The sequence below is a fragment of the Pseudomonas sp. NPDC088368 genome (genome assembly GCF_044753445.1).
Taxonomy (GTDB): domain Bacteria; phylum Pseudomonadota; class Gammaproteobacteria; order Pseudomonadales; family Pseudomonadaceae; genus Aquipseudomonas; species Aquipseudomonas bambusae.
In genome coordinates, this window is sequence record NZ_JBIVNG010000011.1 from 56,371 (window position 1) to 81,455 (window position 25,085).

The 25,085-nt window shown below is 52.7% G+C and carries 27 protein-coding genes; 12 read left to right on the forward strand and 15 right to left on the reverse strand.

Going from position 1 to position 25,085, the window contains the following annotated elements:
• Window positions 1-4: 4 nt before the first annotated feature.
• Window positions 5-1,030, forward strand: coding sequence for a ferrochelatase (hemH, locus tag ACIQAL_RS23460; RefSeq protein ID WP_401149880.1), 1,026 nt, complete (start codon window positions 5-7; stop codon window positions 1,028-1,030).
• Window positions 1,031-1,211: 181 nt separating this feature from the next.
• Here the strand turns inward: hemH and ACIQAL_RS23465 are convergent, their stop codons facing one another.
• Entirely contained in the window at window positions 1,212-2,492 is a 1,281-nt protein-coding gene (locus ACIQAL_RS23465; RefSeq protein ID WP_401149882.1) for a uracil-xanthine permease family protein, read from the reverse strand.
• The gene (gene upp, locus ACIQAL_RS23470; RefSeq protein WP_166597240.1) at window positions 2,492-3,130 is read right to left on the reverse strand and encodes a uracil phosphoribosyltransferase; all 639 of its coding nucleotides are present in this window, start codon (window positions 3,128-3,130) and stop codon (window positions 2,492-2,494) included. The genes ACIQAL_RS23465 and upp overlap by 1 nt, the downstream gene beginning before the upstream one ends.
• Before the next feature lie 198 nt (window positions 3,131-3,328).
• Between upp and ACIQAL_RS23475 the strand changes: the two genes are divergently transcribed.
• The 6 genes from ACIQAL_RS23475 to ACIQAL_RS23500 all read left to right on the forward strand — a co-directional run bounded on the left by ACIQAL_RS23475 (window position 3,329) and on the right by ACIQAL_RS23500 (window position 6,759).
• Window positions 3,329-3,886 carry a hypoxanthine-guanine phosphoribosyltransferase gene (locus ACIQAL_RS23475; protein WP_401149883.1) on the forward strand — a complete coding sequence of 186 codons (558 nt, stop codon included), beginning with the start codon at window positions 3,329-3,331 and terminating at the stop codon, window positions 3,884-3,886.
• 314 nt (window positions 3,887-4,200) lie between these two features.
• On the forward strand, window positions 4,201-4,686 hold the full coding sequence (locus tag ACIQAL_RS23480; RefSeq protein ID WP_401149885.1) for a hypothetical protein: 486 nt from the start codon (window positions 4,201-4,203) through the stop codon (window positions 4,684-4,686).
• A gap of 68 nt (window positions 4,687-4,754) precedes the next feature.
• A complete protein-coding gene (locus ACIQAL_RS23485; RefSeq protein ID WP_166597237.1) occupies window positions 4,755-5,042 on the forward strand; it encodes a PA4642 family protein in 288 nt (95 codons plus the stop codon).
• 179 nt (window positions 5,043-5,221) lie between these two features.
• Window positions 5,222-5,698: a hypothetical protein gene (locus ACIQAL_RS23490; protein ID WP_401149886.1), complete on the forward strand. Its 477-nt coding sequence runs from the start codon at window positions 5,222-5,224 to the stop codon at window positions 5,696-5,698.
• A gap of 68 nt (window positions 5,699-5,766) precedes the next feature.
• A complete protein-coding gene (locus tag ACIQAL_RS23495; RefSeq protein WP_401149888.1) occupies window positions 5,767-6,213 on the forward strand; it encodes a hypothetical protein in 447 nt (148 codons plus the stop codon).
• A gap of 84 nt (window positions 6,214-6,297) precedes the next feature.
• Entirely contained in the window at window positions 6,298-6,759 is a 462-nt protein-coding gene (locus tag ACIQAL_RS23500) for a hypothetical protein (RefSeq protein ID WP_401149889.1), read from the forward strand.
• 84 nt (window positions 6,760-6,843) lie between these two features.
• Here the strand turns inward: ACIQAL_RS23500 and mqo are convergent, their stop codons facing one another.
• The 3 genes from mqo to ACIQAL_RS23515 all read right to left on the reverse strand — a co-directional run bounded on the left by mqo (window position 6,844) and on the right by ACIQAL_RS23515 (window position 10,000).
• A complete protein-coding gene (mqo, locus tag ACIQAL_RS23505) occupies window positions 6,844-8,349 on the reverse strand; it encodes a malate dehydrogenase (quinone) (RefSeq protein WP_401150138.1) in 1,506 nt (501 codons plus the stop codon).
• Between the two features lie 1,001 nt (window positions 8,350-9,350).
• A complete protein-coding gene (locus ACIQAL_RS23510) occupies window positions 9,351-9,542 on the reverse strand; it encodes a hypothetical protein (RefSeq protein ID WP_401149891.1) in 192 nt (63 codons plus the stop codon).
• 224 nt (window positions 9,543-9,766) lie between these two features.
• Window positions 9,767-10,000 (reverse strand): hypothetical protein, encoded by a 234-nt coding sequence (locus ACIQAL_RS23515; RefSeq protein ID WP_401149893.1) that lies wholly within the window; start codon window positions 9,998-10,000, stop codon window positions 9,767-9,769.
• A gap of 227 nt (window positions 10,001-10,227) precedes the next feature.
• On the opposite strand from ACIQAL_RS23515, the gene ACIQAL_RS23520 reads away from it, so the two are divergent.
• Entirely contained in the window at window positions 10,228-10,809 is a 582-nt protein-coding gene (locus ACIQAL_RS23520; protein WP_166597233.1) for a YajG family lipoprotein, read from the forward strand.
• Window positions 10,810-11,018: 209 nt separating this feature from the next.
• On the opposite strand, the gene ACIQAL_RS23525 is transcribed toward ACIQAL_RS23520, so the two are convergent.
• From ACIQAL_RS23525 to ACIQAL_RS23560, 8 genes are all read right to left on the reverse strand, one after another.
• Window positions 11,019-13,691 carry a class I tRNA ligase family protein gene (locus tag ACIQAL_RS23525; protein ID WP_401149894.1) on the reverse strand — a complete coding sequence of 891 codons (2,673 nt, stop codon included), beginning with the start codon at window positions 13,689-13,691 and terminating at the stop codon, window positions 11,019-11,021.
• 88 nt (window positions 13,692-13,779) lie between these two features.
• Entirely contained in the window at window positions 13,780-15,039 is a 1,260-nt protein-coding gene (locus tag ACIQAL_RS23530; protein ID WP_401149896.1) for a glutamate-cysteine ligase family protein, read from the reverse strand.
• Between the two features lie 32 nt (window positions 15,040-15,071).
• The gene (locus ACIQAL_RS23535) at window positions 15,072-16,271 is read right to left on the reverse strand and encodes an aminotransferase class V-fold PLP-dependent enzyme (protein WP_401149897.1); all 1,200 of its coding nucleotides are present in this window, start codon (window positions 16,269-16,271) and stop codon (window positions 15,072-15,074) included.
• A complete protein-coding gene (locus ACIQAL_RS23540; protein ID WP_401149899.1) occupies window positions 16,264-16,845 on the reverse strand; it encodes a hypothetical protein in 582 nt (193 codons plus the stop codon). The genes ACIQAL_RS23535 and ACIQAL_RS23540 overlap by 8 nt, the downstream gene beginning before the upstream one ends.
• 637 nt (window positions 16,846-17,482) lie before the next feature.
• The gene (locus tag ACIQAL_RS23545) at window positions 17,483-18,271 is read right to left on the reverse strand and encodes a gamma-glutamyl-gamma-aminobutyrate hydrolase family protein (protein WP_401149901.1); all 789 of its coding nucleotides are present in this window, start codon (window positions 18,269-18,271) and stop codon (window positions 17,483-17,485) included.
• The gene (locus ACIQAL_RS23550) at window positions 18,259-19,212 is read right to left on the reverse strand and encodes a RimK family alpha-L-glutamate ligase (protein ID WP_401149902.1); all 954 of its coding nucleotides are present in this window, start codon (window positions 19,210-19,212) and stop codon (window positions 18,259-18,261) included. Before ACIQAL_RS23550 ends, ACIQAL_RS23545 begins: the two co-directional genes overlap by 13 nt.
• A gap of 7 nt (window positions 19,213-19,219) precedes the next feature.
• Window positions 19,220-20,143, reverse strand: a complete 924-nt coding sequence (locus tag ACIQAL_RS23555) for a radical SAM/SPASM domain-containing protein (RefSeq protein ID WP_401150139.1) — start codon at window positions 20,141-20,143, stop codon at window positions 19,220-19,222.
• Window positions 20,144-20,816: 673 nt separating this feature from the next.
• The gene (locus ACIQAL_RS23560) at window positions 20,817-21,020 is read right to left on the reverse strand and encodes a hypothetical protein (RefSeq protein WP_341962076.1); all 204 of its coding nucleotides are present in this window, start codon (window positions 21,018-21,020) and stop codon (window positions 20,817-20,819) included.
• A 142-nt stretch (window positions 21,021-21,162) separates the two neighbouring features.
• Here ACIQAL_RS23560 and ACIQAL_RS23565 point away from each other — a divergent pair, with 142 nt between their 5' ends.
• Complete coding sequence (locus tag ACIQAL_RS23565; protein WP_401149903.1) at window positions 21,163-21,432, forward strand: hypothetical protein; 270 nt, start codon at window positions 21,163-21,165, stop codon at window positions 21,430-21,432.
• Between the two features lie 228 nt (window positions 21,433-21,660).
• Here ACIQAL_RS23565 and ACIQAL_RS23570 read toward each other — a convergent pair whose 3' ends face one another.
• Complete coding sequence (locus ACIQAL_RS23570; RefSeq protein ID WP_178115752.1) at window positions 21,661-22,824, reverse strand: 1-acyl-sn-glycerol-3-phosphate acyltransferase; 1,164 nt, start codon at window positions 22,822-22,824, stop codon at window positions 21,661-21,663.
• Between the two features lie 116 nt (window positions 22,825-22,940).
• On the opposite strand from ACIQAL_RS23570, the gene ACIQAL_RS23575 reads away from it, so the two are divergent.
• The 3 genes from ACIQAL_RS23575 to ACIQAL_RS23585 are packed head-to-tail and all read left to right on the forward strand — an operon-like array spanning window position 22,941 to window position 24,073.
• Window positions 22,941-23,132, forward strand: coding sequence for a CPXCG motif-containing cysteine-rich protein (locus tag ACIQAL_RS23575; RefSeq protein WP_166597229.1), 192 nt, complete (start codon window positions 22,941-22,943; stop codon window positions 23,130-23,132).
• Window positions 23,132-23,392, forward strand: coding sequence for a DUF2007 domain-containing protein (locus ACIQAL_RS23580; RefSeq protein ID WP_401150140.1), 261 nt, complete (start codon window positions 23,132-23,134; stop codon window positions 23,390-23,392). Before ACIQAL_RS23575 ends, ACIQAL_RS23580 begins: the two co-directional genes overlap by 1 nt.
• 51 nt (window positions 23,393-23,443) lie before the next feature.
• Window positions 23,444-24,073: an SOS response-associated peptidase gene (locus tag ACIQAL_RS23585; RefSeq protein ID WP_401149905.1), complete on the forward strand. Its 630-nt coding sequence runs from the start codon at window positions 23,444-23,446 to the stop codon at window positions 24,071-24,073.
• A gap of 164 nt (window positions 24,074-24,237) precedes the next feature.
• Here ACIQAL_RS23585 and ACIQAL_RS23590 read toward each other — a convergent pair whose 3' ends face one another.
• A complete protein-coding gene (locus tag ACIQAL_RS23590) occupies window positions 24,238-25,080 on the reverse strand; it encodes a methyl-accepting chemotaxis protein (protein WP_401150141.1) in 843 nt (280 codons plus the stop codon).
• Window positions 25,081-25,085 lie beyond the last annotated feature (5 nt).

Here is a 25,085-nt window from a genome sequence, read left to right on the forward strand (position 1 = left end):
TTGCATGACCGATCACGCGTTACTGCTGGTAAACCTGGGTTCGCCAGCCTCCACCGACGTTGCGGATGTTCGCCGCTACCTCAATCAGTTCCTGATGGACCCTTACGTTATCGATCTGCCGTGGCCGGTGCGCCGCTTGCTGGTGTCGCTGATCCTGATCAAACGCCCCGAGCAATCGGCCCACGCTTACGCTTCGATCTGGTGGGACGAAGGTTCGCCCCTCGTTGTATTGAGCAAGCGTCTGCAACAGGCGATGACGAAGGAATGGGCCCACGGCCCGGTCGAGCTGGCGATGCGATACGGCGAGCCGTCGATTGAAACGGTCTTGACCCGTCTGGCGGCGCAGGGCATCAAGAAGGTCACGCTGGCGCCGCTGTACCCGCAGTTTGCCGACAGTACGGTGACCACCGTCGTCGAAGAAGCTCGGCGGGTGGCTCGCGATAAAAAGCTGAGCTTTGAGTTGGCACTGCTGCCACCGTTCTTCAACCAGCCGGAATACCTCGACGCGCTGGTACAGAGCGTCAAGCCGCACCTGGAGCAAGATTACGATCACCTGCTGCTGAGCTTTCATGGCCTCCCCGAGCGGCACATCAACAAACTCGACCCCACTGGAAACCACTGCTTCAAGAACGGCAACTGCTGTGAAACGGCGTCGCCCGAGGTGCTGGCCGTCTGTTATCGGGCACAGTGCATGCGCTCATCGGCGGAGTTCGCAAAGTTGATGGGTATCCCCGACGGCAAATGGTCCGTGTCATTTCAGTCCCGGCTCGGTCGCGCCAAATGGATTGAACCCTACACCGAAGCGCACCTGGCCGAACTGGCGGGGCAGGGCGTCAAGAAGCTGCTGGTCATGTGCCCGGCGTTCGTCGCGGACTGCATCGAGACGCTGGAAGAAATCGGTGATCGCGGGGCGGAGCAGTTCAAGGAAGCGGGGGGCGAAGAGCTGGTGCTGATCCCGTGCCTGAATGACGACCCGAATTGGGCGAAGGCGCTTAATACGCTGTGCGAGCGTGCGCCTGCGATGGTTTGATGGATCACTCTGATCTGAACTGTGGGAGCGAATTCATTCGCGATAGGCCGGTACACTCGACACAAATACGCCGCCCAAGCCGCCGTCTCGCGAATGAATTCGCTCCCACAGGAGATGGACGTACACGTACAAAAAAGGGGCCACATGAAGATGGGGCCCCTTTTTTCATGGCATGAAAAAACTACGGCAACTGATCATCCAGATGCTTGTTCTTCCAGCTGTCATTGCCCGGCAGAATCAGGTTCAGCAGGATCGCGGTCACCGCGCACAGCGCAATGCCTTTCATGCCGAAATCGTCAGGCCCGTTGCCAGTGCCGATCAGCACGCCGCCGATGCCGAACACCAACGTCACCGAAACAATCACCAGATTGCGCGCTTCGGCCAGATCAACCTTGTGGCGAATCAGCGTGTTCATGCCCACTGCCGCGATGGAGCCGAACAGCAGGCACAGAATCCCGCCCATCACCGGCACTGGAATGCTCTGCAACAGCGCGCCGAACTTGCCGATGAACGCCAGGGCAATGGCGAAGATCGCCGCCCAGGTCATGATTTTCGGGTTGTAGTTCTTGGTCAGCATCACCGCGCCGGTCACTTCGGCGTAGGTGGTGTTGGGCGGGCCACCAAAGGCGCCTGCGACCGTGGTCGCAATGCCGTCACCGAGCAGGGTGCGGTGCAGGCCGGGCTTCTTCAGGTAGTCGCGACCGGTTACGCTGCCGACCGCGATCACGCCGCCGATGTGCTCGATGGCCGGGGCCAGCGCCACCGGGACGATGAACAGGATCGCCTGCCAGTTGAATTCCGGCGCTGTGAAGTGCGGGATGTCCAACCAGGGCGCTGCAGCAATTTTCGCCACGTCGACCACGCCGAAATAGAACGACAGCGCAAAGCCCACCAACACGCCAGAAATGATCGGCACCAGACGGAAAATGCCTTTGCCGAACACGGCAACGATCAACGTGGTCAGCAGCGCCGCCATCGAAATCGTGATGGCCGTGTGGTACGGAATCAGCTCGGCTGCGCCGTCGCCGGTCCGGCCCATGGCCATGTTGGCGGCAATGGGTGCCATCGCAAGACCGATGGAGATGATCACCGGGCCAATCACCACCGGGGGCAGTAAACGGTCAATGAAACCGGTGCCTTTGATCTTCACGGCCAGGCCGAGGAAGGTGTAGACGAAGCCCGCCGCCATCACGCCGCCCATGGTCGCCGCCAGGCCGAATTGGCCTTTGGCGAGAATGATCGGGGTGATGAACGCGAAGCTGGAGGCCAGGAAAACCGGCACCTGACGGCCTGTCACCACTTGGAAGCACAATGTGCCCAAACCTGCGGTGAACAGCGCGACGTTGGGGTCGAGGCCGGTGATCAACGGCATCAGCACCAGGGCGCCGAATGCCACGAACAGCATCTGGGCGCCCGACAGTACGGTGCGCCACAGTGGATCGTTGAACTCATCCTGTTTCATCAGGCGTCCTTTTGTTTGGTGCCGAAAATCTTGTCACCGGCGTCGCCCAGGCCCGGAATGATATAGCCGTGTTCGTTCAGGCGCTGGTCGATGGACGCGGTGTAGATCTGCACGTCCGGGTGCGCTTTCTCGACGATGGCGATGCCTTCCGGCGCGGCCACGAGCACCATGGCGCGGATGTCGCGGCAACCGGCTTTTTTCAACAGGTCGATCGTGGCGACCATCGAGCCGCCGGTGGCCAGCATCGGGTCGATGATCAGCGCCAGACGCTGGTCGATTTCCGGTGCAAGCTTTTCCAGATACGTGTGGGCTTCAAGGGTTTCCTCGTTGCGCGCTACGCCCACGGCACTGACCTTGGCGCCCGGAATCAGGCTGAGCACGCCTTCGAGCATGCCAATGCCCGCGCGCAGGATCGGCACCACGGTAATCTTCTTGCCCGCGATCTTCTCGACCTGAACGGTGCCTGCCCAACCTTCAATGTCGTAGCTTTCCAGTGGCAGGTCCTTGGTCGCTTCATAGGTCAGCAGCGAGCCGACTTCCTGCGCCAGTTCACGAAAATTCTTGGTGCTGATATCGGCACGGCGCATGAGGCCGAGCTTGTGACGGATCAGCGGATGGCGGATCTCACGAATGGACATAAGGGGAAGGCTCCAGCGGGCGGGCAAAAAAAACGGCTTAGATTAATCTATTACGCTGTAACTTGTCTTACCGGTTAGGTTCGCGTTTCTTACATTAATGGGACGTCAGTGCAACGTTAGTCCAGAAACACTTGCTCTGGCTAAGGCGGATGCGTACCTTTGCCCGCTTTTCCTTAAGCACCCCCCTTGGAGAGCGTCATGTCCGCTGATCTCGATCACATCCGTCAAGTCATGCGCGAGGCTGACTGCCTGTACACGAACGACGAAGTCGAGGCGTCCATTGCCCGCGTCGGCGAGCAAATCAACAGCGTATTGGCCGACCGCAACCCGGTCGTGTTCTGCGTGATGAACGGCGGTCTGATCTTCGCGGGCAAGCTGCTGACCCACCTGAACTTCCCGCTGGAAGCGTCTTACCTGCACGCCACCCGCTACCGCAATGAAACCAGCGGCGGCGAGCTGTTCTGGAAGGCCAAGCCTGAAGTCTCGTTCATCGACCGTGACGTGCTGATCATCGACGACATCCTTGACGAAGGTCACACCCTGGGCGCGATCATCGACTTCTGCAAACACGCCGGTGCCAGCGCCGTGCACACTGCCGTATTGATCGACAAGGATCACGACCGCAAGGCGCGCCCTGACCTGAAAGCCGATTTCGTCGGCCTGCCGTGCATCGACCGCTACATCTTCGGTTATGGAATGGATTACAAAGGCTACTGGCGCAACGCTGCCGGGATTTATGCCGTAAAAGGGATGTAACAGACGCCCTGCTTGACCCTTGTAGGAGCGAATTCATTCGCGAGACGGCCGACCAGGCGACAGATGTGCATCGCTTGTACCGACGAATCGCGAATGAATTCGCTCCCACAGGTGAGCCTGCGCCTGGCTCAGACTTCGCAGCGCAGATGAGCTTCTGTGGGAGCGAATTCATTCGCGAAGCGGTATTTCAGGCGAAGAAATGTTTTGGCTGACATGCCCTTGCGAATAAATTCGCTCCTACTGGTTATGCGGTGTCCGGCAGAAGAACGATGCTCACATGCTAGAGTGCCTCCCACTTTTTCCGGGAGGCACCCATGACGTTATCGTTTCGTAGTCAAGCTGCGTTGATGTTGCTGTTGACCCTGCCGCTCCCCGCACTCGCCGAACCCATGCACGCCCAATACCTCCCGCCTGACGAATTGTCCGTGCGCGAAGGCGAGCCCGAGCAGCAGCAATTGCTGCAAATCACCGACTACACCGTCGTCGCCGGCAGCCAGCGTCAATCGAATCAACAACCCATTCCTGTCACTTCGCCCCTGAGTTTGCGCCTCAAAGGCAAACCCATGAACAAGGGCGCGACGATCTCGGAAGTCGTGATCCACTTCGACGGCGAAAGCAAAAGCCTGAAAAAACCGGCCTATGACGAGCCGAGCCGCACCCTGACCCTTTTTTACCCCGCCAGCCAATACCGTGTGCTCGTGGACCTGCTGCGCAACGAAAAGGTCTATTGCCAGTTCCTTAGCTACGCCAACGGCCACGTCTGGGCTGACTTGCACACCGGCAGCGTACGCGCGCGTTGAGCCCGTGGCCGGGCGAGGGGTAAACTGCCCGCCTGTGAAAATGTCCCGCAAGTCAGTTGGAGTCAGCAATGCGTAAAGATAAGAAGCAGGTGATTGGCGATGAAATCGGCGACGCCCAGATCAAGCTGTTCCTGGATTTTGAGCCGGTCGATGCCACGTCGCCATCGCTGCACAAGCTGATCAAAGGCTACCGCGGTCTGCGGGTCGATGATTTTGAGCGTTTTCTGGTGTTCTTCAAAGAAGCAGGCTACGACCTGGATGGCAAAGATGAGCACGGCAACGACTTCATTGCCTTGATCAAGGATCAACGCAACGCTCAGGACTATATCGACCTGATCGAAAAAGCTCGCGCCTGATTGCTTGCTCCATCGGTGCCTGGCGACAGGCACTTGCTTCAAATGGGTTCAAGCACGCCCGACATCAACGACGCTTACACACTCTTCTGAAATTTCCTGCTTTATACATCTCCTTTTCGCTCCATTAATAGATACTGGCTAAGTCCATACTTACAGCCGCGCCGAACAGTGCGCATATCATGGACGCTGTATTGAAATGGAATTTCTCGATGAATAAATATGTACCGCATGCGGTATGGGTCTTTGTACTTACACTGCTTGCTGGATGGGCGCAGGCCGCTGATCCCATCGTACTGGATATCACCGTCGTCAATGAGACGAGGGAAGAACTTGAACTCAGAAGAGCATCATGGCCGTTTGGGAATTTCACCGCGGAGGATTATCAGATCCCCAAACACCATACCGGATTCTTTCGAATCAACACGTGGGATGAACAGAAGGGGCGCGTGATCTTCGGGTACACCACGGGAGACAAGACTTGCAAATTCTCCGGTGGGATCGATCAGCGACGTGGCGCAGGCTGGATCATCCCGACATGGGAGACTTTCAGTTGGTCGAAGACCGAGTCGGTGGGCAATTTTCATGCGTACTGCACGTCTTCCATCAAGAAAAAAGAGCAGGGCAAAGGATATGACCTGCGGTTCGTCATCCAGTGACTGAGCGCGTCACTCGAACGGCTTTAGTGCCGATGAAATACCCAGTTGGGTGAAAGGGAATTTACGCGATGTACTCGAAAATATCATTGATCTTCTTGGCTGCTCTGACTCTGACGAGCGTGCACGCACAAGAGCAAATGCAGTTCGACGGTGAAATCAAAAACTTCCTGAGCCGTGAAGTGAGCGTCGTGTATCCCAGTTGGGATGTGGGAGCCTATGAACCGGAAGACTTGATCGTAGAGCCGGACGAACACGTCAAGTTCAGATTTTCTGCACACCCGCACCGTGCGGAGATTGGCTTCGCACTAACGGGTGGGGCGGGCAAAGACAGGGTGCTGTGCTTATACGACCTTAGGTACGGCAATCGGTCTTTCGTGCAGGGCGCCATCAAGCTGACCGGGCCACATGTCTGGCCACAGGGTAGAAGTATTGGCAACACACCTGCCACGTGTTCCGCAGAGGTCATTGATTGGGATTACGAGAAGAGTATGAACGTGCTTTTTCTTATTGAATGAATAGCTAAGGCTGTCGATCGCGCTTGTGTGGACTGTGGGACATACACCGCAGTCGTCGCCTGATCGAATAATGAAGGGAGCTGCATGAACACTACAGTAAGGATGAAATACCGCGGGGCGTTACTGTGCATGGCGATGCTGATATCGCCCCTGTCTCAGGCGGCTTACCCTAAAAAAATGGCCGTGACGGTGGAGATCTGGAATGACACCGGGACACAGCTCAATTTCACGACGGCGTCATGGTTGGCCGCCGGGACAGACCTCAGCGCATCAGTCATTCCACAAAACGCCCAGACGGCGCATTTTGGCTTGACGCTCAACAACCCCATGAACGATTCCGCTATTTTTCGTTTGAGGAGCGGGGCACGGGAATGCAAATTCACGTTGGGCCATGAAAAGGTCTTCTCATGGTTCGGGCTCAGCCCTGCGCCTGACAAGTTCGCCACTGCAAAATCCACGGGGACGATACCTACCCGTTGCAGTGCATCGGTGATCAAGGGGCTCAAGTCTATGGAGGCTTACAGCGTACGCGTCAGGATGAGTTAACACCGTTTTGCCTGCCACAGAAACCAAAAGCCCCGCTGCGTGGGCGGGGCTTTCAGTTTTCACAGACTCAGAAAGGGTTCTGAATCAAGCGAAGCTTGCTGCCGGACTGTTCGGAACCAGATCCAGGCTCTCGTCGCTTTCGGCGCTGACGCGCTGATACAGCTGCGCGTCAGTTTCCAGCGCTTTTTCCCGAGCCGGGAAGATTTCGTTCAGTTTGGCAGCCCACTCGGTTTTGGTTTTTTCCGGGAAGCAGCGTTCGATCAGGTCGAGCATGATCGAAACGGTGACCGACGCACCTGGCGAGGCACCCAGCAACGCCGCGAGGGTACCGTCTTTGGCCGAGACCAATTCGGTGCCGAATTGCAGAACGCCGCCTTTCTTAGGGTCCTTCTTGATGATCTGCACCCGCTGACCGGCCACTTCCAGGCGCCAGTCTTCGGCTTTCGCTTCCGGGTAGAAGCGACGCAAGGCATCCAGACGCTGTTCCATCGACTGCCGCACTTCGCTGATCAGGTACTTGGTCAGGTCCATGTTGTCGCGGGCCACGGCCAGCATCGGCGCGATGTTGGCAGCGCGAATCGACAAGGGCAGGTCCATCAGCGAGCCGTGCTTGAGGAACTTGGTGGTGAAGCCGGCGTAAGGGCCGAACAGCAGGGAGGTCTTGCCGTCGACGACGCGGGTGTCCAGGTGCGGCACGGACATCGGTGGCGAACCCACCGCAGCCTGGCTGTACACCTTGGCCTGGTGGCGCTTGACCACTTCCGGGTTGTCGCAACGCAGCCATTGGCCGCTCACCGGGAAACCGCCGAAGCCTTTGCCTTCTTCGATGCCGGACATTTGCAGCAGCGGCAATGCCGCGCCACCAGCGCCCAGGAACACGAACTTGGCGTCGATTTCGCGGGTGCCGCCGCTGTTGACGTCCTTGATGGTCACGCTCCAGCCGCTGCCTTTACGGCTCAGGCCGGTCACGCGCTTGCAGTATTTGACCTGCGCATCGGGCGCGCTCGACAGGTACTTGAGCAGCTGATTGGTCAGGTTGCCGAAGTTGACGTCGGTGCCGTGCATGACACGGGTCGCGGCGATTTTCTGGTCGGCAGGACGGCCGGGCATCATCAGCGGCATCCACTCGGCCAGTTTGGCCTTGTCTTCGGTGTATTCCATCGAAGAGAACGCGTGGTGCTTGCTCAGCGCTTCGAAGCGTTTTTTCAGGTAGGTCACACCTTTTTCACCCTCGACATAGCTCAGGTGCGGAACCGGAGTGATGAACGAGCGCGAAGAACCGAAAGTGCCCTTGCGAGCCAGGTAGGCCCAGAACTGCTTCGAGACTTCAAACTGTGTGTTGATATGAATCGCTTTCTTGGTGTCGATGGAGCCATCCGCCGCTTCCGGCGTGTAGTTCAGCTCGCACAGGCCCGCGTGGCCAGTACCGGCGTTGTTCCAGGGGTTGGAACTCTCGGCGGCACCGGAATCCATCAGCTCGACGACCTCGACTTTCAGGCTCGGGTCGAGCTCCTTTAGCAGTACGGCGAGGGTGGCACTCATGATGCCTGCCCCGACCAATACCACATCGACTGCTTCGTTCTGCGCCATTAACGCGTCTCCAAAAATCTGCTGCACCAAATTGACGGCATGAGATCCCGAGGTCAGTTGCCGGGGGGCGGGCGGCGCGTTATCGCGCAATGCCTCGTACCACCCGACCGGGAGCGTCATGTCCGATTCTTCGCAATTTTTTGCATGTCAGCGCACGCCTTGAGAGGGCCTGGTTGATGCTTTTATGGAAAGCATGAACTCATTTTTCGGCCTGGACAGCCATTCGACCATCGTCAAGACATCCGGGGCACGCAACCAAATCCGTAGCGGACAGGCTTCAAGCTCCGGTTGTGGAGGCTGCGCGGCAGTCGGTCCTGTGCAAGGGGGCTGGGTCAGACGCTAATGGTGCATGTACAAACGCGTAACTATTCATTTGCTCGCCACACTCTTGTGAAGTTGTGAAAACCCGTTTTTTTCACGCTCTTTTGGAGACGCGAACCTCAAAAAGGGGCTGCGCGATGGCAGCTCCGACAGATCAGGTTCGGACCCAGTGTGGGCAATGGTGGGCAAGAAAGGTTCGAGTGCATCGACCATCTCACGCTCGCAAGGCGACATACCGGGCAGCACATGTCTGTGTGGAAGGCTCTCTGTGGGCGTTACGAAGGTGCTGATTTTGTGGATCAGCGGTGCTGCGAGGCCCGATCAGGAGACGTCCTTATAATCGGGGGGAGATTATGAGCGGTGGGGCTGGATGCCGCAACACATAACCATGCTCGGATCGACGTCCAGCACTTTGTCACACCGTTGGGTCGACTGTGTGACAGGCCGAAGCGGCGCCATGCGCGGACGCCCGCAGGCGCACGGTTACCACAGGGCTTACTAGAGCGGGCCGACCCCGTCCGGTATCTGGAGGGCATCGGTTTTCGCTTTATGTTTTGTTGCCGCTGACTCGGCCGTCCAGAGCCCTCGGGCTTCTCGCTCTTTTTTTGACGAGAGGGGATCTTCCGAGTGCGCCTGAATGAGGGCGGGCGCTTCTCTATCAATACGGCCCGTTTTCAGTTTTAGCTGGAGCTCTGATACGCCGTAGTGCTCTTCGATTTTCTAAGATACTCGCCGGAAGGCAGGGTATTGGATTCGCTGTAATGGTTGAGTCGTGCGACAGGAATGCCTGTTTTTTCAGCAGCTGATTTGATCTCTTGCGCGAACTCTCCGTTGAGGCCAAGCGCTTCGAAAAATTGATTTGAATAGCCCATCGTCATTGTCTTTGGGGGTAGCGAGTCAGTGTCGGCTGCCTATCATAGGCTGTGTTCAGCCTTGCATTCTGGCGACAGCGGAACGAGGAGAGGCGGGGAGGGATTCGCGCGGGGGAGGGGCCGCCAGGCCCGATTTTCAGAAAGGGATAACACTTTTTTCACGCCGGCGCCCCTTGGGCGAAGGACGTTCTTTCGGGTAATGGATGTCGCGATGAAACTGGTGTTCAGATGCTGAGCAAATGCCGGGCTGTCATTGCGCGTACTCGCGGGCTGACGCGGGCGCTGGCGGGCAATGGATGGTGCAGCCAGCACAGCTTCGGTTCATGGACTTCCACCCAGGCGTGCCCTTCCGGCGCAACGGCGCAGTGCTTGAACGACAGGCAGATGCCAAGGTGGTCCAGGCGAGCGTAGTGGCGATAACGGCGGCGTAGCGAGAACAGAGACCAGAGAAAGTCCATCGCGAGGACTCCTTGTTTGGGTGGTTGTGAAAAGTATGTCGTGCGCCGATGACACGGCTGTGACGCTGGTGTTGCTCGATGATGTCTGTCATCGATGGGGCAGACCGGCAAACAGGAGGGTGGGAACCGCGACGAGGGCACTTTGTCGTATCTTTACGCTAGTGAGCGACCTCCGGAGGTCGTTATACTGCGGCACAATTTGTGCCTTGGCCCATGGAGAGATGAGCATGTTGCGTCGTGTTTTGTTCGGTTTGCTTGCAGTCGGCAGTCTGACGCTGGTGGGGTGCGCCCACAGCCCGCAATCACTTAACCCGCAACCGAAACTGAATGCCCAACTGGCACCAGTCGGTCACGGCCAGCAAGTGACGGTTCGCGTGGTCGATGGTCGTCCTTCGCAGACCCTCGGAACCCGTGGCGGCCTGTACCCTGAAACCAGTTCGATCACTGTCAACGGTCAGCAATTGGTCCCGCAGCTGCAGGCCCAAGCCGAAGCGGCAGTGCGTTTGCTGGGCTTCACGCCGGTTCAGGGCGGCAATGGCCCTCAGTTGACCGTCACCCTGGCTGAGCTGAAGTACCAGTCGCCGAAAGAAGGTCTGTACGTGACAGAAGCCAACATCAGTGCGACGTTCCGTGCGGATGTGCAGAACAACGGTCGCAGCTACAACGGCCGTTACGCCGCTTCGCTGGATCAGCGTTTTGGCATGGCGCCGAACGAAGAGACCAACACCAAGCTGATCGGCGACGTCCTCAGCGACGCATTGACCCGCGTGTTCCAGGACCAGACCATCGGTCGCCAGCTGGGTCAGTAACGCTTTCGGTTGATACGAAAAAGCCCCGGTATCGTGAGATGCCGGGGCTTTTTCTCTCCTATGAGTGGCGTCCTATATTTGTTGTCAGCTTAGCAGCCACGGATATCGTACAAATTAATAGCTACCAGTAGTGATGGCAGGTGATAAAACCTCCATCGGGCCATGCAGCAGAGAGCCACACAAAACTATCCTTCGGCGTCGTGACTAACTTACTGCGGGTCTAGGATAAAGTTGATGATTTTTCCGGGAATGAATATGACACGCTTTGCCGGTACGACCAGCCATTTTTTAGAATTCTCATCCGACATGACTAATGCTTGCACTGATTTGGCGTGTGCTCCTTGTGGAGTGTGAATGTAAAATCTAGTTTTTCCATTGATTGCAACAGGAAGAAGATTCATTTCCGAGGTTGAAATTGATACGGCCGAAGGATAAGGGCCTAGTGTTATGTCCGACTGTTTCCGTAGCGCTCGCTGCCATAGCTCAGATGTTATAAACGGGGCAAAAGGGTGCAAAATTAGAAGCAATTTTTCCAAGATGATAGAGTTGAAGATCGCATTTTTTGTTAGTTCCTTTACGCAGGACATCATCGTTGCGATCGCGGTATTAAAGGAAAGTTCGGCAGTTTGGTTGCTGACTGAAATAATGGTATTGTTGATTAAAGCTTGGCTTGCCGCGCTAGGCATGTCATCAACAACCATTAACTCTCCAGAGTCGTTATAAAAGAGTCTCCATAAGCGGCTCAAAAATCGGAAAGGTCCTTCTATAGTATCCGTCGACCATGTCATTGTTTGATCGATAGGACCTAAAAACATCTCGTGAAGACGGAAGCAATCCGCGCCATATTTAGCAATGACGTCATCAGGCGAAATTACATTATGTTTAGATTTGGACATCTTCTCAGTGAGCCTACGGCACAAGAAAACCCCAGCGTTTAGCTGAAACTTAGCCTCGGCGAAATCTTTACGCCAGCTACGAAGTCTTTCGATATCAACGACGTTATGCTCGTCTACGAACTTAGTGTCAATATAGACAGGTTGCAGTTCCTTTTCGTCAGATAGGTCCGCGGAAACAAATTTACCGGACGCATTATCGCGAAAAATTATGGCGGAAAGTCCTAATATCATTCCTTGGCAGACTAAGCGCTTGAACGGCTCGCAAAAATCGATTTCTCCTATATCGTATAGGAAGTTTGTTAGGAAACGCGCATAGATCAGGTGTCCAGTAGCGTGTTCTACACCTCCGATATACATGTCTACTGAATTCCAATATGATGTATTCTCCTTGCTTGCAAAGGAATGGCCGTTATGCGGATCGGCAAACCGTAAAAAATACCAACTCGATGCTGCCCATCCAGGCATTGTCGTGGTCTCAATCTGGTAGTCTCTGTATTTCCAATCTTCAAGCCTTGCAAGCGGGGCATCACCCAGCTGCGTTGGTGTAAATGAAGTTACCTCCGGTAGCATTAGGGGGAGACTGGATTCCTTGTAGCCGGTTGGTATTCCGTCCGAATCGTAATAAATCGGTATAGGTTCGCCCCAGTAACGTTGGCGTCCAAATACCGCATCACGTAATTTGAAAGTTGCTTTTTCAGCTGACAAAGCTCTTGTTGGTTTTTCACAACAAGTAGAAGCTGTTTCTTTGTCTGTTAAGAAGCAGAACTCATTCCAAAATCTTTCGTGGATGGTTCCCGCGTTCGGGATCCCAAGCTTACTGTTTAATCCTAATTGAGATATGTAGCTCGATATAAAAATTGGAAGCATTGTGTCATTGCCCAAATGCGCATAGTTTCCAGTGAACAGGGCACTTAAGGTGGGAGGGCTTAGTTTGCACTCGGGATCAGACAGGGTGCAATGTTTCAGAAAACAATCGACTTTTGAGTCTTCAACATCTTTAAGGATTTCCCTCCACTGTGGATAGTCTGGGGAGATTACGACAAACCTAGCATCTTCATTGTTGTCGATGTCGGCGCAGAATACAGTTACCATTAAGCTGTTAAAATAGCATGGTAAACTTAAGTACTGGCCGGTAGTCCGACCAATCCAGTTTCTTTGGATGGCTTTAACGGGCTCTGGCCAATCAAGCGTGTCTAAGTTATCAAGCAGTCGGTTGGCATAAGCGGTTGTACGAAGCAGCCACTGTGACATTTTTTTTTTGGTTACAGGATGGCCCCCGCGCTCTGAGCGACCATTTACAATTTCGTCGTTCGCAAGAACGGTGCCAAGGTAAGGACACCAGTTGACTACGGTCTCTGCTCTATATGCCATTCTGTAGTGACCGAGGAACTCTTCTTTTTCTCGTTTGGATAATTGATTCCAGATATCGCTGCTAATCCGCGGAGTGGATGCTGCCAAATGGTGGTCCAATGAACTTGTGCCGCCAGTTTGGAGAATGGTTATGAGTTCAAATATGGGTCTTGATTTCTGCTCTACAGGATCATACCATGAATTAAAAAGCTTTAAGAAAATCCATTGTGTCCAGCGATAGTAGGCGGGGTCGGATGTATTAATTTCACGATCTGTATCATAACTAAGTCCGAGCTTAGTTAGTTGCATTTTGAATTTTTTAATATTTATTTTGGTGGTTACAGAGGGGTGTTGTCCTGTTTCAATAGCATACTGCTCTGCTGGCAAGCCGAACGAATCGAACCCTAATGGATGAAGAACATTAAAGCCCATCATCTTTTTATATCGGCTGAATACGTCAGACGCGATGTATCCTCGAGGGTGCCCGACGTGTAAGCCCGCGCCGGAAGGATAAGGAAACATGTCGAGACAGTAATATTTTGGCTTGTTCACATCTGCATGCACCTTATAAGCTTTGTGGTTTTTCCATCTATCAATCCATTTGGCTTCAAATTTTTTAAACTCAGACTCAAACATGATTTACTTCCTAGTTATACGCTAGTTTTGACTTGGTGGTGTGGGGCAGTTCTGGGGCATTATGCGCCATTCAATTGTCTAGCTTTTGCTATATCAGTAACTCGGCATTATGAAGCCCAGCCGCTACATAGAATTTATCAAGGTATGAAAGCTCACAGCAGTCTCCTCCTTGGGCGCTAAGGCCATGCCGTGAAATGTTAAGTAACTCAATTAGAAGTGTAGAGGCTTTGAGGTTCTCATCTGTAACTGCATCCAATCCCTGTTTTGCACAATTGACGTAAAAGTCTAAAAGAGATGCCGGGTTGATGAAGTTTAGAAGATCGTCGGCAGCAGTTAACGCTTCGTTAGAATAAAAAATTCCTTTCCAGAATGATGCTAGCGCTGCCGCATATAGCGCGGAGCATGTGTCTGCGGAGCGCATTTCTATTACATTTTTTAATCTTGCTTCCGGGTAGAGGCTGCTCAAATGCAGGTACCAGTCGTCAATGGTTGGTTCACTTCCACGATATCCGTAGTTTACAAACTCGGAAAAAGTCAAGTTTGTTGGCTGGATCGCTATGTTATCCCTTACGAAGTACAGTAGCGGGCGATCAAATGCCCAAGCGGTATAAGCTTGGAATATGCCTCCGACACTACGGTCAAGCATAAAGTCCGGTATCCCTCGACGGTCATTAGGGAAGTCCATCCACATTTTACTTCTGTAACTTTTCCATCCCGTACGAACGCCTCCAGCAATAGGGGAGTTGGCACACACCGCAACAATCAACGGTTGCGCTTGCAAACCGACTCTTAGACATTTCTCAGCATGGGTTTCTGAAAAGTAGTCTAGAGACACTTGCATAGATGCTGTGAGTTTTTGGCAGCCGCTTCCATTTTTTTCGTGATGGAGGGAGGGCATCAGCGCTTGATAACGTTTTGTGGGTACTAGTTCAACTTGGCTTACCGTATTAATCGGATTGCAGCCCATGGATAGGATATCTACTCCCATCGGTTGGCATACCGAATTTAGCAATGCTAGGAATCTGCACAGTTCGTTATAGAGGACAGAGATTTTTTCATGCGGGGCTCCTGAAAACTCCAGCTGCCCACCAGGTTCTAAAGATATACATACTGCAGCGTCCTTCAAGCCGATAATAAGTCCGTCCTCATAAACTCCTTGATATCCTCTTTGATTCAATTGCAGTAATAACTGTCTGATGCCTTGTTTGCCCCAGTAGGGTAGTTGTGTGCGGCTGGCACGGCTCATCAAAATGACTTCATACTCCACACCCGCCCTTAAGCAATGAGATTCGGTTATGCATTCTTCAAAATAGTGACAGCAGATCTCAAAGCTGATCGATTTGTCCATGCGTATCCCTCGCATTTATCGCGATGTCCGGATTATCTAAAAATTTCTGTTATGGCAAATATAAGTTCGTCTATTTCGACGGTGGTGTTATACATGTGAAGGGATACTCGTATTCCGCCTTGCAAGCCCGCTTCACGATAGAGCTTTTGGTTGCATTGGTATCCAGAATTTATTGCAATTCCATAGTTGTCTGAAAGTATGCTTGATAGCAGATGAATGTTTATATTTCTTTCAATGTTAAAGGTGATGATTGGCACCCGGTTAGCACTCGCGATGAACGGGAACGTCAAGTAATCTATTTTTTTGAGTTGTGCAAGCGCATAATTGTCTAGATATCTATTATGCTGTTCGATCATAGCTAAGCTGATGGTCGTAATGAAATCGAAGGCTGCCCCTGTTCCAATGACTCCTTCTATATTTGGAGTGCCAGCTTCAAACCTAGCTAGCCCTGTTTTATATCGGATGCTATCGGCTGAGACCTGGTCTACCATTCCTCCGCCATATCTAAAATTCTTTACGAGATGCTGGGAATCTTGCCTTATGTAAAGACCTCCGACCCCTGATGGGCCAAAAGCCTTGTGTGAAGAGAACGCCAAAAAATCGCAGCTTAGTTCCTTGACGTTAACAGGAATGTGACCCACGGCCTGTGCAGCGTCTACTAATGAAAGTGCTCCATGGGCTCGAGCCAACCTGCAAATCGCAGAAACAGGTTGAATGTTCCCTGTGACATTCGAAACTTGGCAAACAGCTACAAGCTTGGCAGGAATACTCAGCAGATCTTGGAGGTGGTTCAGATCTACGAGACCACTATTGTCTAATCTTACGAATTCTACGTTTGCACGCTCCAACCAAGGTAACAGGTTGGCGTGATGCTCGAGTGTCGACAAAATTACTCGATCATGTTTTTCAAGTCTTAAACCGTTACAAATCAAATTAATACTATCAGTGCAATTTTGTGTAAACAAGACTTCTAGCGGCGAGCAATTTAAGAAAATCGATACTCGCTCCCGAGCGCGCTCAAATTCGGCCGTCGTGCGCTCAGAGTATTTATGTTTGGAGCGCCCTACATTTGAGATACTCCTCATTACGTTTCCTACAGCACTGATGACATGATTCGGCTTTAATGCAGTCGATGCGTTATCAAAATATACAAGTCCGGCTGAGCTAAGCTGGGGGAAGGCATTTCGCGCTATGCCTGTTCTTGAAGTCTCAGGTGGGTACGTGTCAATCATCGGAAATACTCCGCAGCGTCACAAACTTGCCCGACGGAGCAGGTTGAATCATATGTGATTTTTGAAATACCAACTTGGTTGGTGCTAGCAGCTTCGTTAGCGCCTTAAAATTTAAATGCGCCGGAGATAAGTTATCTTCTTGGCATGTTCGAGAATAGTACAAGGTTGCAAATTCATTAGATTTTTCCAAACAATAAAATTCCGGTTGCCATTCACACAGGGCAATTGCGTTATCAAGCTTCAGCGTTGTTACTATCTTTTTTTTAGTTGAAAATATAGCCGAGTCGGAACGTCGCCCATGCAAATGGTCGATGCAAAAAATTTCACCCTCACGCCATGTTTTTGCCGCGGCAGCTTTATCTTTAATCTCAACTAGATCTCCAGTTCGATATCGCAAAAGGGGCATGAGGGGGTTTCTCCATGAAGTGACTATTAGTTCATAGATGTTTTCCTCGGGATATATAGGGCATAGCTCAATCAAACTGGCGTGCGGGCAACGCGTATAAGTTTCGTTTTCAAGCTGAATAAAAAGAACCCCTAGCTCAGAAGAGCCAAGCATGTCCAAAATGTTCATATCGAAAAAGTTCTCAATGCATCTGCGCAGTCCTAACGTGAGAAACTCGTAAGAAGACAATAATTTTCTTGGTTTGTGCACAGGTTTTGCGACATCAAAATGTCGTAGCTTATTAATAAAGATTGCAAGATAACTCGGATTGACTTGGAGAATGTCGGGCTTAAACTCGTTTAGCTCTCTGACTATTCTCTTTATGTCAGACGGAGTCCAGTCATGTGGATTGTTGCTAGTGTTTAGATATAGCGTGTTCCTATCTTTCCGCGCATCAAAATTAGTGTCTACCATGCCACAGCTGTTACCAGAACATAAAGTGCTTGTGAGCACCGCGATGTTGCACTCTTTATAACTAATTCCCTTCAATATATGGTTCTCAGTGTAAGCCTCACGGTACTCATCGTGCCACCAACTCGGGCTCCTGATCAATGGAAGTCTCTCCCCTGATGAGCCGGAGGTACTGGCGTATTCGACGGATCCTGCACTAATTGCTTCGCTTAGAGCAGGGGTTCTGAAGCCAGAGGGAAAACAGCTTTGGAGATTCTTTTTCTCCAAGTACGGAACGTTAAGGGGTTCTCCACCCGTTAGAAATATTTTTGCGGATTCTATATAAGGCATGTAAATGGGGGTGTTGAAGAGACTGTCATGCATTAAATCGGTGCTCTTTTGCTGCTTGTGCGAATGCGGTCCAAATATTTTTTAGGATAGACTGGTTCTTCAGGCCTTTCTCAAAATGGCCTTGTAAGCCCAGCACAAAAGTATTTTCATTATCTAATTCTATACCTTCTATCAATCCGTCATCAGAGTGCGCGCAGGCGATCAAGTTATCACCTAGCTTGTCGATGCCCTGATGATGAATGCTGGATATTATTGTAGAGTCCGCTTTTAGTATTTTTCGGAGCAAGGATTTATCTTTTATACGTATGTCGTGGTAGTTTATCCAGCCATCTTCTTCTATGTTATGTCCCACCCTGCCCGCGTCCATTAGATGCTGATGTAATGTTCCACCTTCGGCGACATTAATTATTTGCATTCCCCGACATATCCCTAGAATGGGGATACGGCTTGTTATCGCTGCATTGTATAAAGCAATTTCCAATCGATCTCTGGCATAGTCAGGCCCGATCGGGCGCCGGCTTTCCCCATCAGTCTCTGGGGCAATCACATGGTCCAGTCCTGAAAATTTAGTTGTTTCAAGTGCAATGTCCTCTCCAGGGCTCAAAATGAGCCCATCAAACCGGTGTATCAGTTTTCTTGCTTCTACAGGTTTCACGGTATTAGGAAGCAACACTGGTACGCAGCCAAGGTTGGAAATTATTTCAATAACGGCGCTTGAAGCATACGTGAGGAGCTGATTTTTAGAATGGTTTACAGGCACGTATGTTCTACTAGTTGTTATCAATATGTGTGGGGCGGCTGTCATGATTTGCATATTTCTGGGCGGAAGATATACTTGACTATTTCATCTACTTTGGCATCGTCGTATGCATATGATTCATGTGCTTTTTGGGGAGGCATTCTCGTTCCCGCCATCATTGCGGACTCTACGAAGATTCCCAATGTTGGATTAACTTCCAATACATAAAATTGGTGGTCATTAATTCCTTTAACCATATCCACAATTGTGCCTGTTACGCCCAACGCTTTTGCGGCATTCAGCGCTATCTCCACTTCTGGGCCCATTTCAGACGGCGCCATTCGGCCGCCTGCGGATATGTTGGTCTTAAAGTCATGACTTTTGATCCTGCTGTAACCCCCTATCACGTTCTCGTTGAATATTTCCACTCGAAAATCCCGCTCTCCGAATTCAATAAATTGCTCAATGTAATATCCCGAATTATCATCGGTCATAGCTTCGATAAAATCTATAAATTGCTCACAGTCGCAGAATTTTACAATTCCTTTGGCTCCGTGTCCTTTACGGGGTTTTATCAGCCAAGATCTCCATCGATGCAGTATATTCTTTAAAATTGACTGGTCGATGCTTTTGCAGAACAGCAATGATTCAGGCACATTGATACCTGCCGAACGTAACATATTGTTCATTACAAACTTATCTTGGCAAGCGAAGAAAGTTGAACAGTCATTCAGTACTGCTGTACCTCCTTCCTCGATTGCCTTTAACATATCTCGTTGATGATCCGATTGCTCGTCTGCATTCATGTGGAATAAAAAGTCAAATTTGGACAGGTTTACCCCACTTGCTGTATATACTTTCCCATTTAATGCATAGCAGGTTCTTAAGTCAAACTCACTAAATACATTGGCACCCTTTTCTTCGAGCTTTGTCCTTAATGCATTCAGCGGGACTCGTCCATTATCGTTCTGGTACATCCAGATCGCCACATTTATAGTCTTGGTAGATGCTTTCATAGTCCTTCTAGCTCCTGTTTCTACCGAATAAAGCAGGCCATTTAAAAACCGCCTCTCGTGCATTGCATCCTTCACAGATCTTCATATTACCCAGGGTGTAATGCCGTTTCCTCACCCACTCTTTAAGGTTGATCGTCTCGATATTCCCCATTAAAGACTTGTGGCCGAAATCTTGAAAGCATCCTAGAATTTCTCCGCGGTAACCGATGCTGACACTGCCATCGCCTACGTGACAAAAATTTGGGTTTATAATCCAGCTTCTCAGAATGTGTGAAAAATATTCAAGTTTATTTGAGCTCGCTGAGTACTCACCTTCTGATGTATTCAATTTATGCATGCTTATAAGCTGTTGTCTCGCATAATTTTCCTGCTTAGCGATTATGTCTCCGCCTCTATTCCATAGAGGAAACAGATTCAATTTCTTCAGGCCAATGTTTTTTAAATAATCTACTGTTTGAGGTAGATGTTTGTATATTGCCGGTCCGCCTGTGAGATGAACGATAACTTTGTCTGGCGCCGCTTCAGCCAGCGAACTTACATTTCGCCAAATCTTTTTATAATCAAGCCCAATATGGACTGCGTTAAAGGTTGCTTCGTTTATCGAACTTACAGACAGCCTAATAAAGTCGACTTCCGCTACTAAAGCATCAAGGTTTTTCTGATTTAAAGTCACTCCGGTTGTGGTAACTGCCGTAGGGACAGTTGCTTGACCTAGAATTTTTAGAAGGCTATCAAATTCTGGATGTATAGTCGGCTCGCCTCGGCCCGCGAGGTCCAGTTCCCATACGAAACTCGAATCAACTTGCGCTACTATTGTTTCCATTGTGTCTAAAGACATAAAACCATAGTCTTTGATTGCGCTTCTTGGGCACATGCTGCAGGACGCCGGACATGATGGAGTCGGTTCTGCGTTCACTAGAATCTTTCGCACTGATATATACCTCAAAACTTTGAAGCTATCGTCAATCAATATACGGTAGCTGGCTGCGGTGTCAGTAGTCAATGAACAAGATTTCCACAGTGTGTATAACTAACTTAACTCCGATTCGGGTGTTTGTTTATTCAACATTGCTCGCTATAAGATTTTCGCTAATGTTCAGGTTAACTTAGTTTAAATCTCTCCGGCGAAATGCTTTTTGTGCTACTAAAGCACTTGGAAAATTCCTATGGTGCTGTAGGAGGAATCAGACTAATTCGAAATGGTTCTAAATAATTCTTGTTTAATCGTATTATCTATATGGGCGAGTTTTTTTAGCTCATCGCTTATGATTTCGGTCTTGAAATGGCCTGAAAAAAGAAAAAACAACACCAAGCTGATCGGCGACGTCCTCAGCGACGCGTTGACCCGCGTGTTCCAGGACCAGACCATCGGTCGCCAGTTGGGTCAGTAACGCTTTCGGTTGATACAAAAAAGCCCCGGTATCGCGAGATGCCGGGGCTTTTTTGTGGGGGAATGCATGACTACATCTGTGGGAGCGAATTCATTCGCGATTGGCCGGTATGTTCGCTACATATCTGTCGTCTGTACCGCCGTCTCGCGAATGAATTCGCTCTCACAGGTTTCGGGTCGTTCGCCAGACGTGTATTTCAGGCGTGAGGCAATCTCACGCCGCCTGATAAAAATCCAGAAAGCTGAACCCGGTCACCAGGTCTACTTCAGGCAGGTCGTTATGCTGATGGCCGCCCAGTGCGCAATAGACCAGCCAATGACGGTCCTGCACGTTGAACGCCAGGCCATCGATCAAGGCTTGTTGCTCGTCACTGGGGGCAATGAGGTAAAGGCGATCCTGGTTGTGGGCGTGCAGCATGACGGGCTCCGCGTCTGAATGGGGGCGTTCGAGGCGCTACACAGTGACCGGTTCAGGTGACGTTAAGGTGACAGGCGATACCGTATTCGGCAGATCCCACCGAAGACACGGCGCGCCATCGATCGCGTGCCATTGAGGCCCCATGTCGCTCATCCAGCACTCCCCCGGGATGGTCATCAATCTGTTCGCGCTGCTGACGGCGGGCCCTGGTATCTGGCTGCTGTACACCACGCGCAGCCGTGAACAGCGAGAAACCACGCACCTCAACAACCTGACCGAACAAGCCCCGATCGATGAGCCGATGCACCTGATGGACGTGCCAACACTGCGCATGATTCGCCAGAGCTACCGGATCGGCGCCGGGTGCCTGGCGTTTGCGTTGGTGTTGTCGTGGGTGAGCACGAAAATCTGACGGCTATGGATAGCGGCTGTAGGAGCGGCTGACTCAGGCTTCGCAGCGCAAATGAGCTTCTGTAGGAGCGAATTCATTCGCGAGGCGCCCGTAGAGGCGGCAGATGTGTATCGACTGTAGTGACGAATCGCGAATGAATTCGCTCCTACAGGTTTTGCATCGCCGGCGTGCCATGGCCGGGAATAAAAACGGCGCCTGATCAGGCGCCGTTTTTTCATGGAGCAGTCATCAGAGCGGCAATCCCGCCTTGACTCGATACTGATTGCGGACCGGCGTCGCGTATTGCAGTACCAGATAAGGCCGGTGCGTTTCAGGGCAGCCGTCCAGACGACGCTGCCATTCCTCCTTCGCACGCTCCAGTTCATCCGCCGGAAACACCTCGGCGGCCGTCGGCACGTTCAGGCTCGGATCGGCATCGGCCCACTGCGCATACGCCAGGTAATGCACCGGGAAGAGGCGATAGCCGCCGAGGATCTGCTTGTCCATCTCAATCGCCAACTGCTTGGTGTCTTCGAACACTTCGGTGATCGGCGGCGCGAAGTTGACGTGCACGCGGCCTTTATACCCCGTGATGCCCAAAGCAATGCTGACGTCGTCCTCGCCAGGTGCTTTCGTGTAGCTGCCGGTGGTGGCGCGGATGAACAGCTCGCGCGCCTTGGCGTGATCGCACGGGTCGTATTCGTAGCTGATGGACACTGGCGTCAGATTCAACGACTGAATCACTTCGCCGAACGGCTCGTCCTTGCGGCTCATGTGGAACATCTTGAGGATCGCCGATTCAGTGCGGTCGTCGCCGTCCTTTGCGCGGCCTTCGGCCTGGGCGATCCAGATCGATGCGCAATCGTTGCGGATCGAGTGGTTGATGTACGCCGACAGCAACTGGTATGCCGCCATTTTCTCGCGACGCCCGGCAATGGAGCGGTGCACGATGAAGCTCTTGTTCAGGCGCATCAGGTCGCTGACGAAAGGCTTTTGCAGCAGGTTGTCGCCAATGGCGATACGCGGCGTCGGCAAGCCTGCGTGGTACACGGCATAGTTGACGAAGGCCGGGTCCATCACGATATCCCGGTGGTTGGCGAGAAACAGATAGGCGATCCCGGACTTGAACTGCTCAACGCCGGTATAGGTCACACCATCGGTGGCGCGCTCGATCGTATGGTCAACGTAATGTTCGACCTTGTCCTGCAAGGCCGCGACCGAGTCGATGCCCGCGAACTGGCGACGCAGCTTGCGCGCGATGGCGGGCTGCAAGATCCAGCCGAGGGAGCCGGCCAGACGTGGAAAACGGAAATGCGTGAGAATCGCGAGGAACGCCTTGTCACCCAGCAGCCGATTGAGTACGGCTTTTACTTCGGTGTCGTCGTACGGTCGGATGGCATCGAATTCGCCCATCATGCTCTCTTGTTGGAAACGGCTAGGGTAATGGTAGGTCGGGCGAATACTGAAGAATGAAACCCGGCCTGCAAACGAGTCGGCGATTATACGCAAAACTGCTCTCGGAGACTGTGATGCACGAAATACAACCAGCAGCGCCTTACGAGTGCCCCTACTGCGGCGAGCCGGGAGAGACCCTTCTTGACCTCTCGGAGGGGGATCATCATTTCATAGAAGATTGTCACGTGTGCTGTCGCCCGATCGAATTTCATCTGGAAACCGATGGCGAGCAATGGGACCTGGAAGTCCGTGCCGAGAACGAATGATGCGCAAAATCTACGAGCCGGAAAACATGATGGAAGGCGAGTTGTTGCAGGCCATGCTCGCCAGCGAAGGCATCGAGTCCCACATCACCGGGCGTCATTTATTGGGAGGGATCGGCGAATTGCCGGTGTTCGGTCTGTTGGGCCTCGCGGTGGACGATGAACAGGCCGAACGCGCGCGCCAGTTGATCACTGAGTACAATGGCGCCTTTCCGTTGTCGGGCGACGAACCCGACAGCTACCCCGACGTGTTGTTGTGCTGAAACCGGCGCCGCGTCATTTGAATGGCTTTACAGACGAGTTGCCCTGAGCCCATGTGTGGACGTTATGCGCTGTTTCGTTGGACGCCCGCTTTTGCGGCCTTGCCCGGATTCCCGGCAGACCAGCAGGCGCAGTGGAACATTTCGCCTGCCGATTCGGTGCTGATGATGCGGGCAGCGCAGGGCGAGGAGGGCGATCGTGAACTGGCGCGGGCACGTTGGGGGCTGACGCCGTCCTGGCTCACGGACATGTCGAAAACCCCAGCGCACGCACGGGCCGAAACCCTGGCCGAACAACCGATGTTTCGTCAGGCGTTTCGTGAGCGACGGTGTCTGCTGCCCGCGAACGGCTTTTACGAATGGCGTGGAACGGTGCGCAAGCGGCCTTTCTGGCTGACGCCGGGTGAAGGTTCGGCGCTGTTTTTTGCCGCGATCTGGGAAGCGTATCCGGTGGAGGGGCACGTGTACCTGAGTGTGGCGGTGGTGACGCAAGCGGCAATGAGTCAACGCAGGCCGCTGATACTCGATGCCGAAGGGCAAGCCGCCTGGCTCGACCCCGAGGCGTCGATGCCGACGTTGCAATCGCTGCTGGCTGCGCCGCAGATGCAACTGCGTGAGCGGCCATTGGCGAATTTGGTGAATGATCCGAAGCTTAACGCACCGGAGTGTTTGACCCCGCTCTGAATGTTGCGCTGATCCATTGAGTCCAGGCACAAGTCCTGTGGGCGCGAATTCATTCGCGAATGGTCGGTACATCCGACACATCTCTGTTGCCCGACCCTTCTTCGCGAATGAATTCGCTCCTACAGTGAGTAATGCGGCGTGTCAGGCACGCCGCATTTTTTGCATCAAACCCTGAACTGATTGATCAACCGGCGCTGTTGCTCCGCCAATTTGGTCAACTCGGCACTCGCCTGACTCGATTCGTCCGCGCCGCCCGCCACTTCGTTCGCCACTTGACCAATGTTGATCACGTTGCGGTTGATGTCGTCGGCCACGGCGCTCTGTTCCTCGGCGGCACTGGCGATCTGGGTGTTCATGTCGTTGATCACCGACACGGCCTTGGTAATGCTTTCCAGTGCCTGCGCTGCTTCCGCCGCATGGCCCACGCTTTCGTCGGTCTTGGTCTGACTGTCTTCCATGACCTTGACCACTTGCCGCGTGCCGGTCTGCAGGGCTTGAATCATGCTCTGGATTTCTTCGGTGGCCTGTTGCGTCTTCTGCGCCAGATTTCGCACTTCATCGGCCACGACGGCGAAGCCTCGGCCTTGCTCACCTGCGCGGGCCGCTTCGATAGCTGCGTTCAGGGCGAGCAGATTGGTCTGCTCGGCAATCCCGCGAATGGCCGTCAGGATCGCGTTGATGTTCTCGCTGTCCTTGGCCAGCGTCTGCACCACGCCCACGGCGCGGCCGATTTCCACCGCCAGTTCGCTGATGGAGTTCGAGGTGTTGTGGACGATGCGCATGCCCTGATTGGCGGCATCATCGGCATGGTTCGCGGCTTGTGCGGCCTGAGTGGCGTTGCGTGCGACGTCCTGAGCGGTGGCGGTCATTTCATGCACGGCCGTGGCGACCAGATCGATCTCGGCCATTTGTTTATGCACGCCCTTGTTGGTGCGAATGGCGATGTCGGCGGTGTGTTCGGACGAGTCGCTGACTTTCTGCACCGAGGTCACTACCTGGCTGATCATCACCT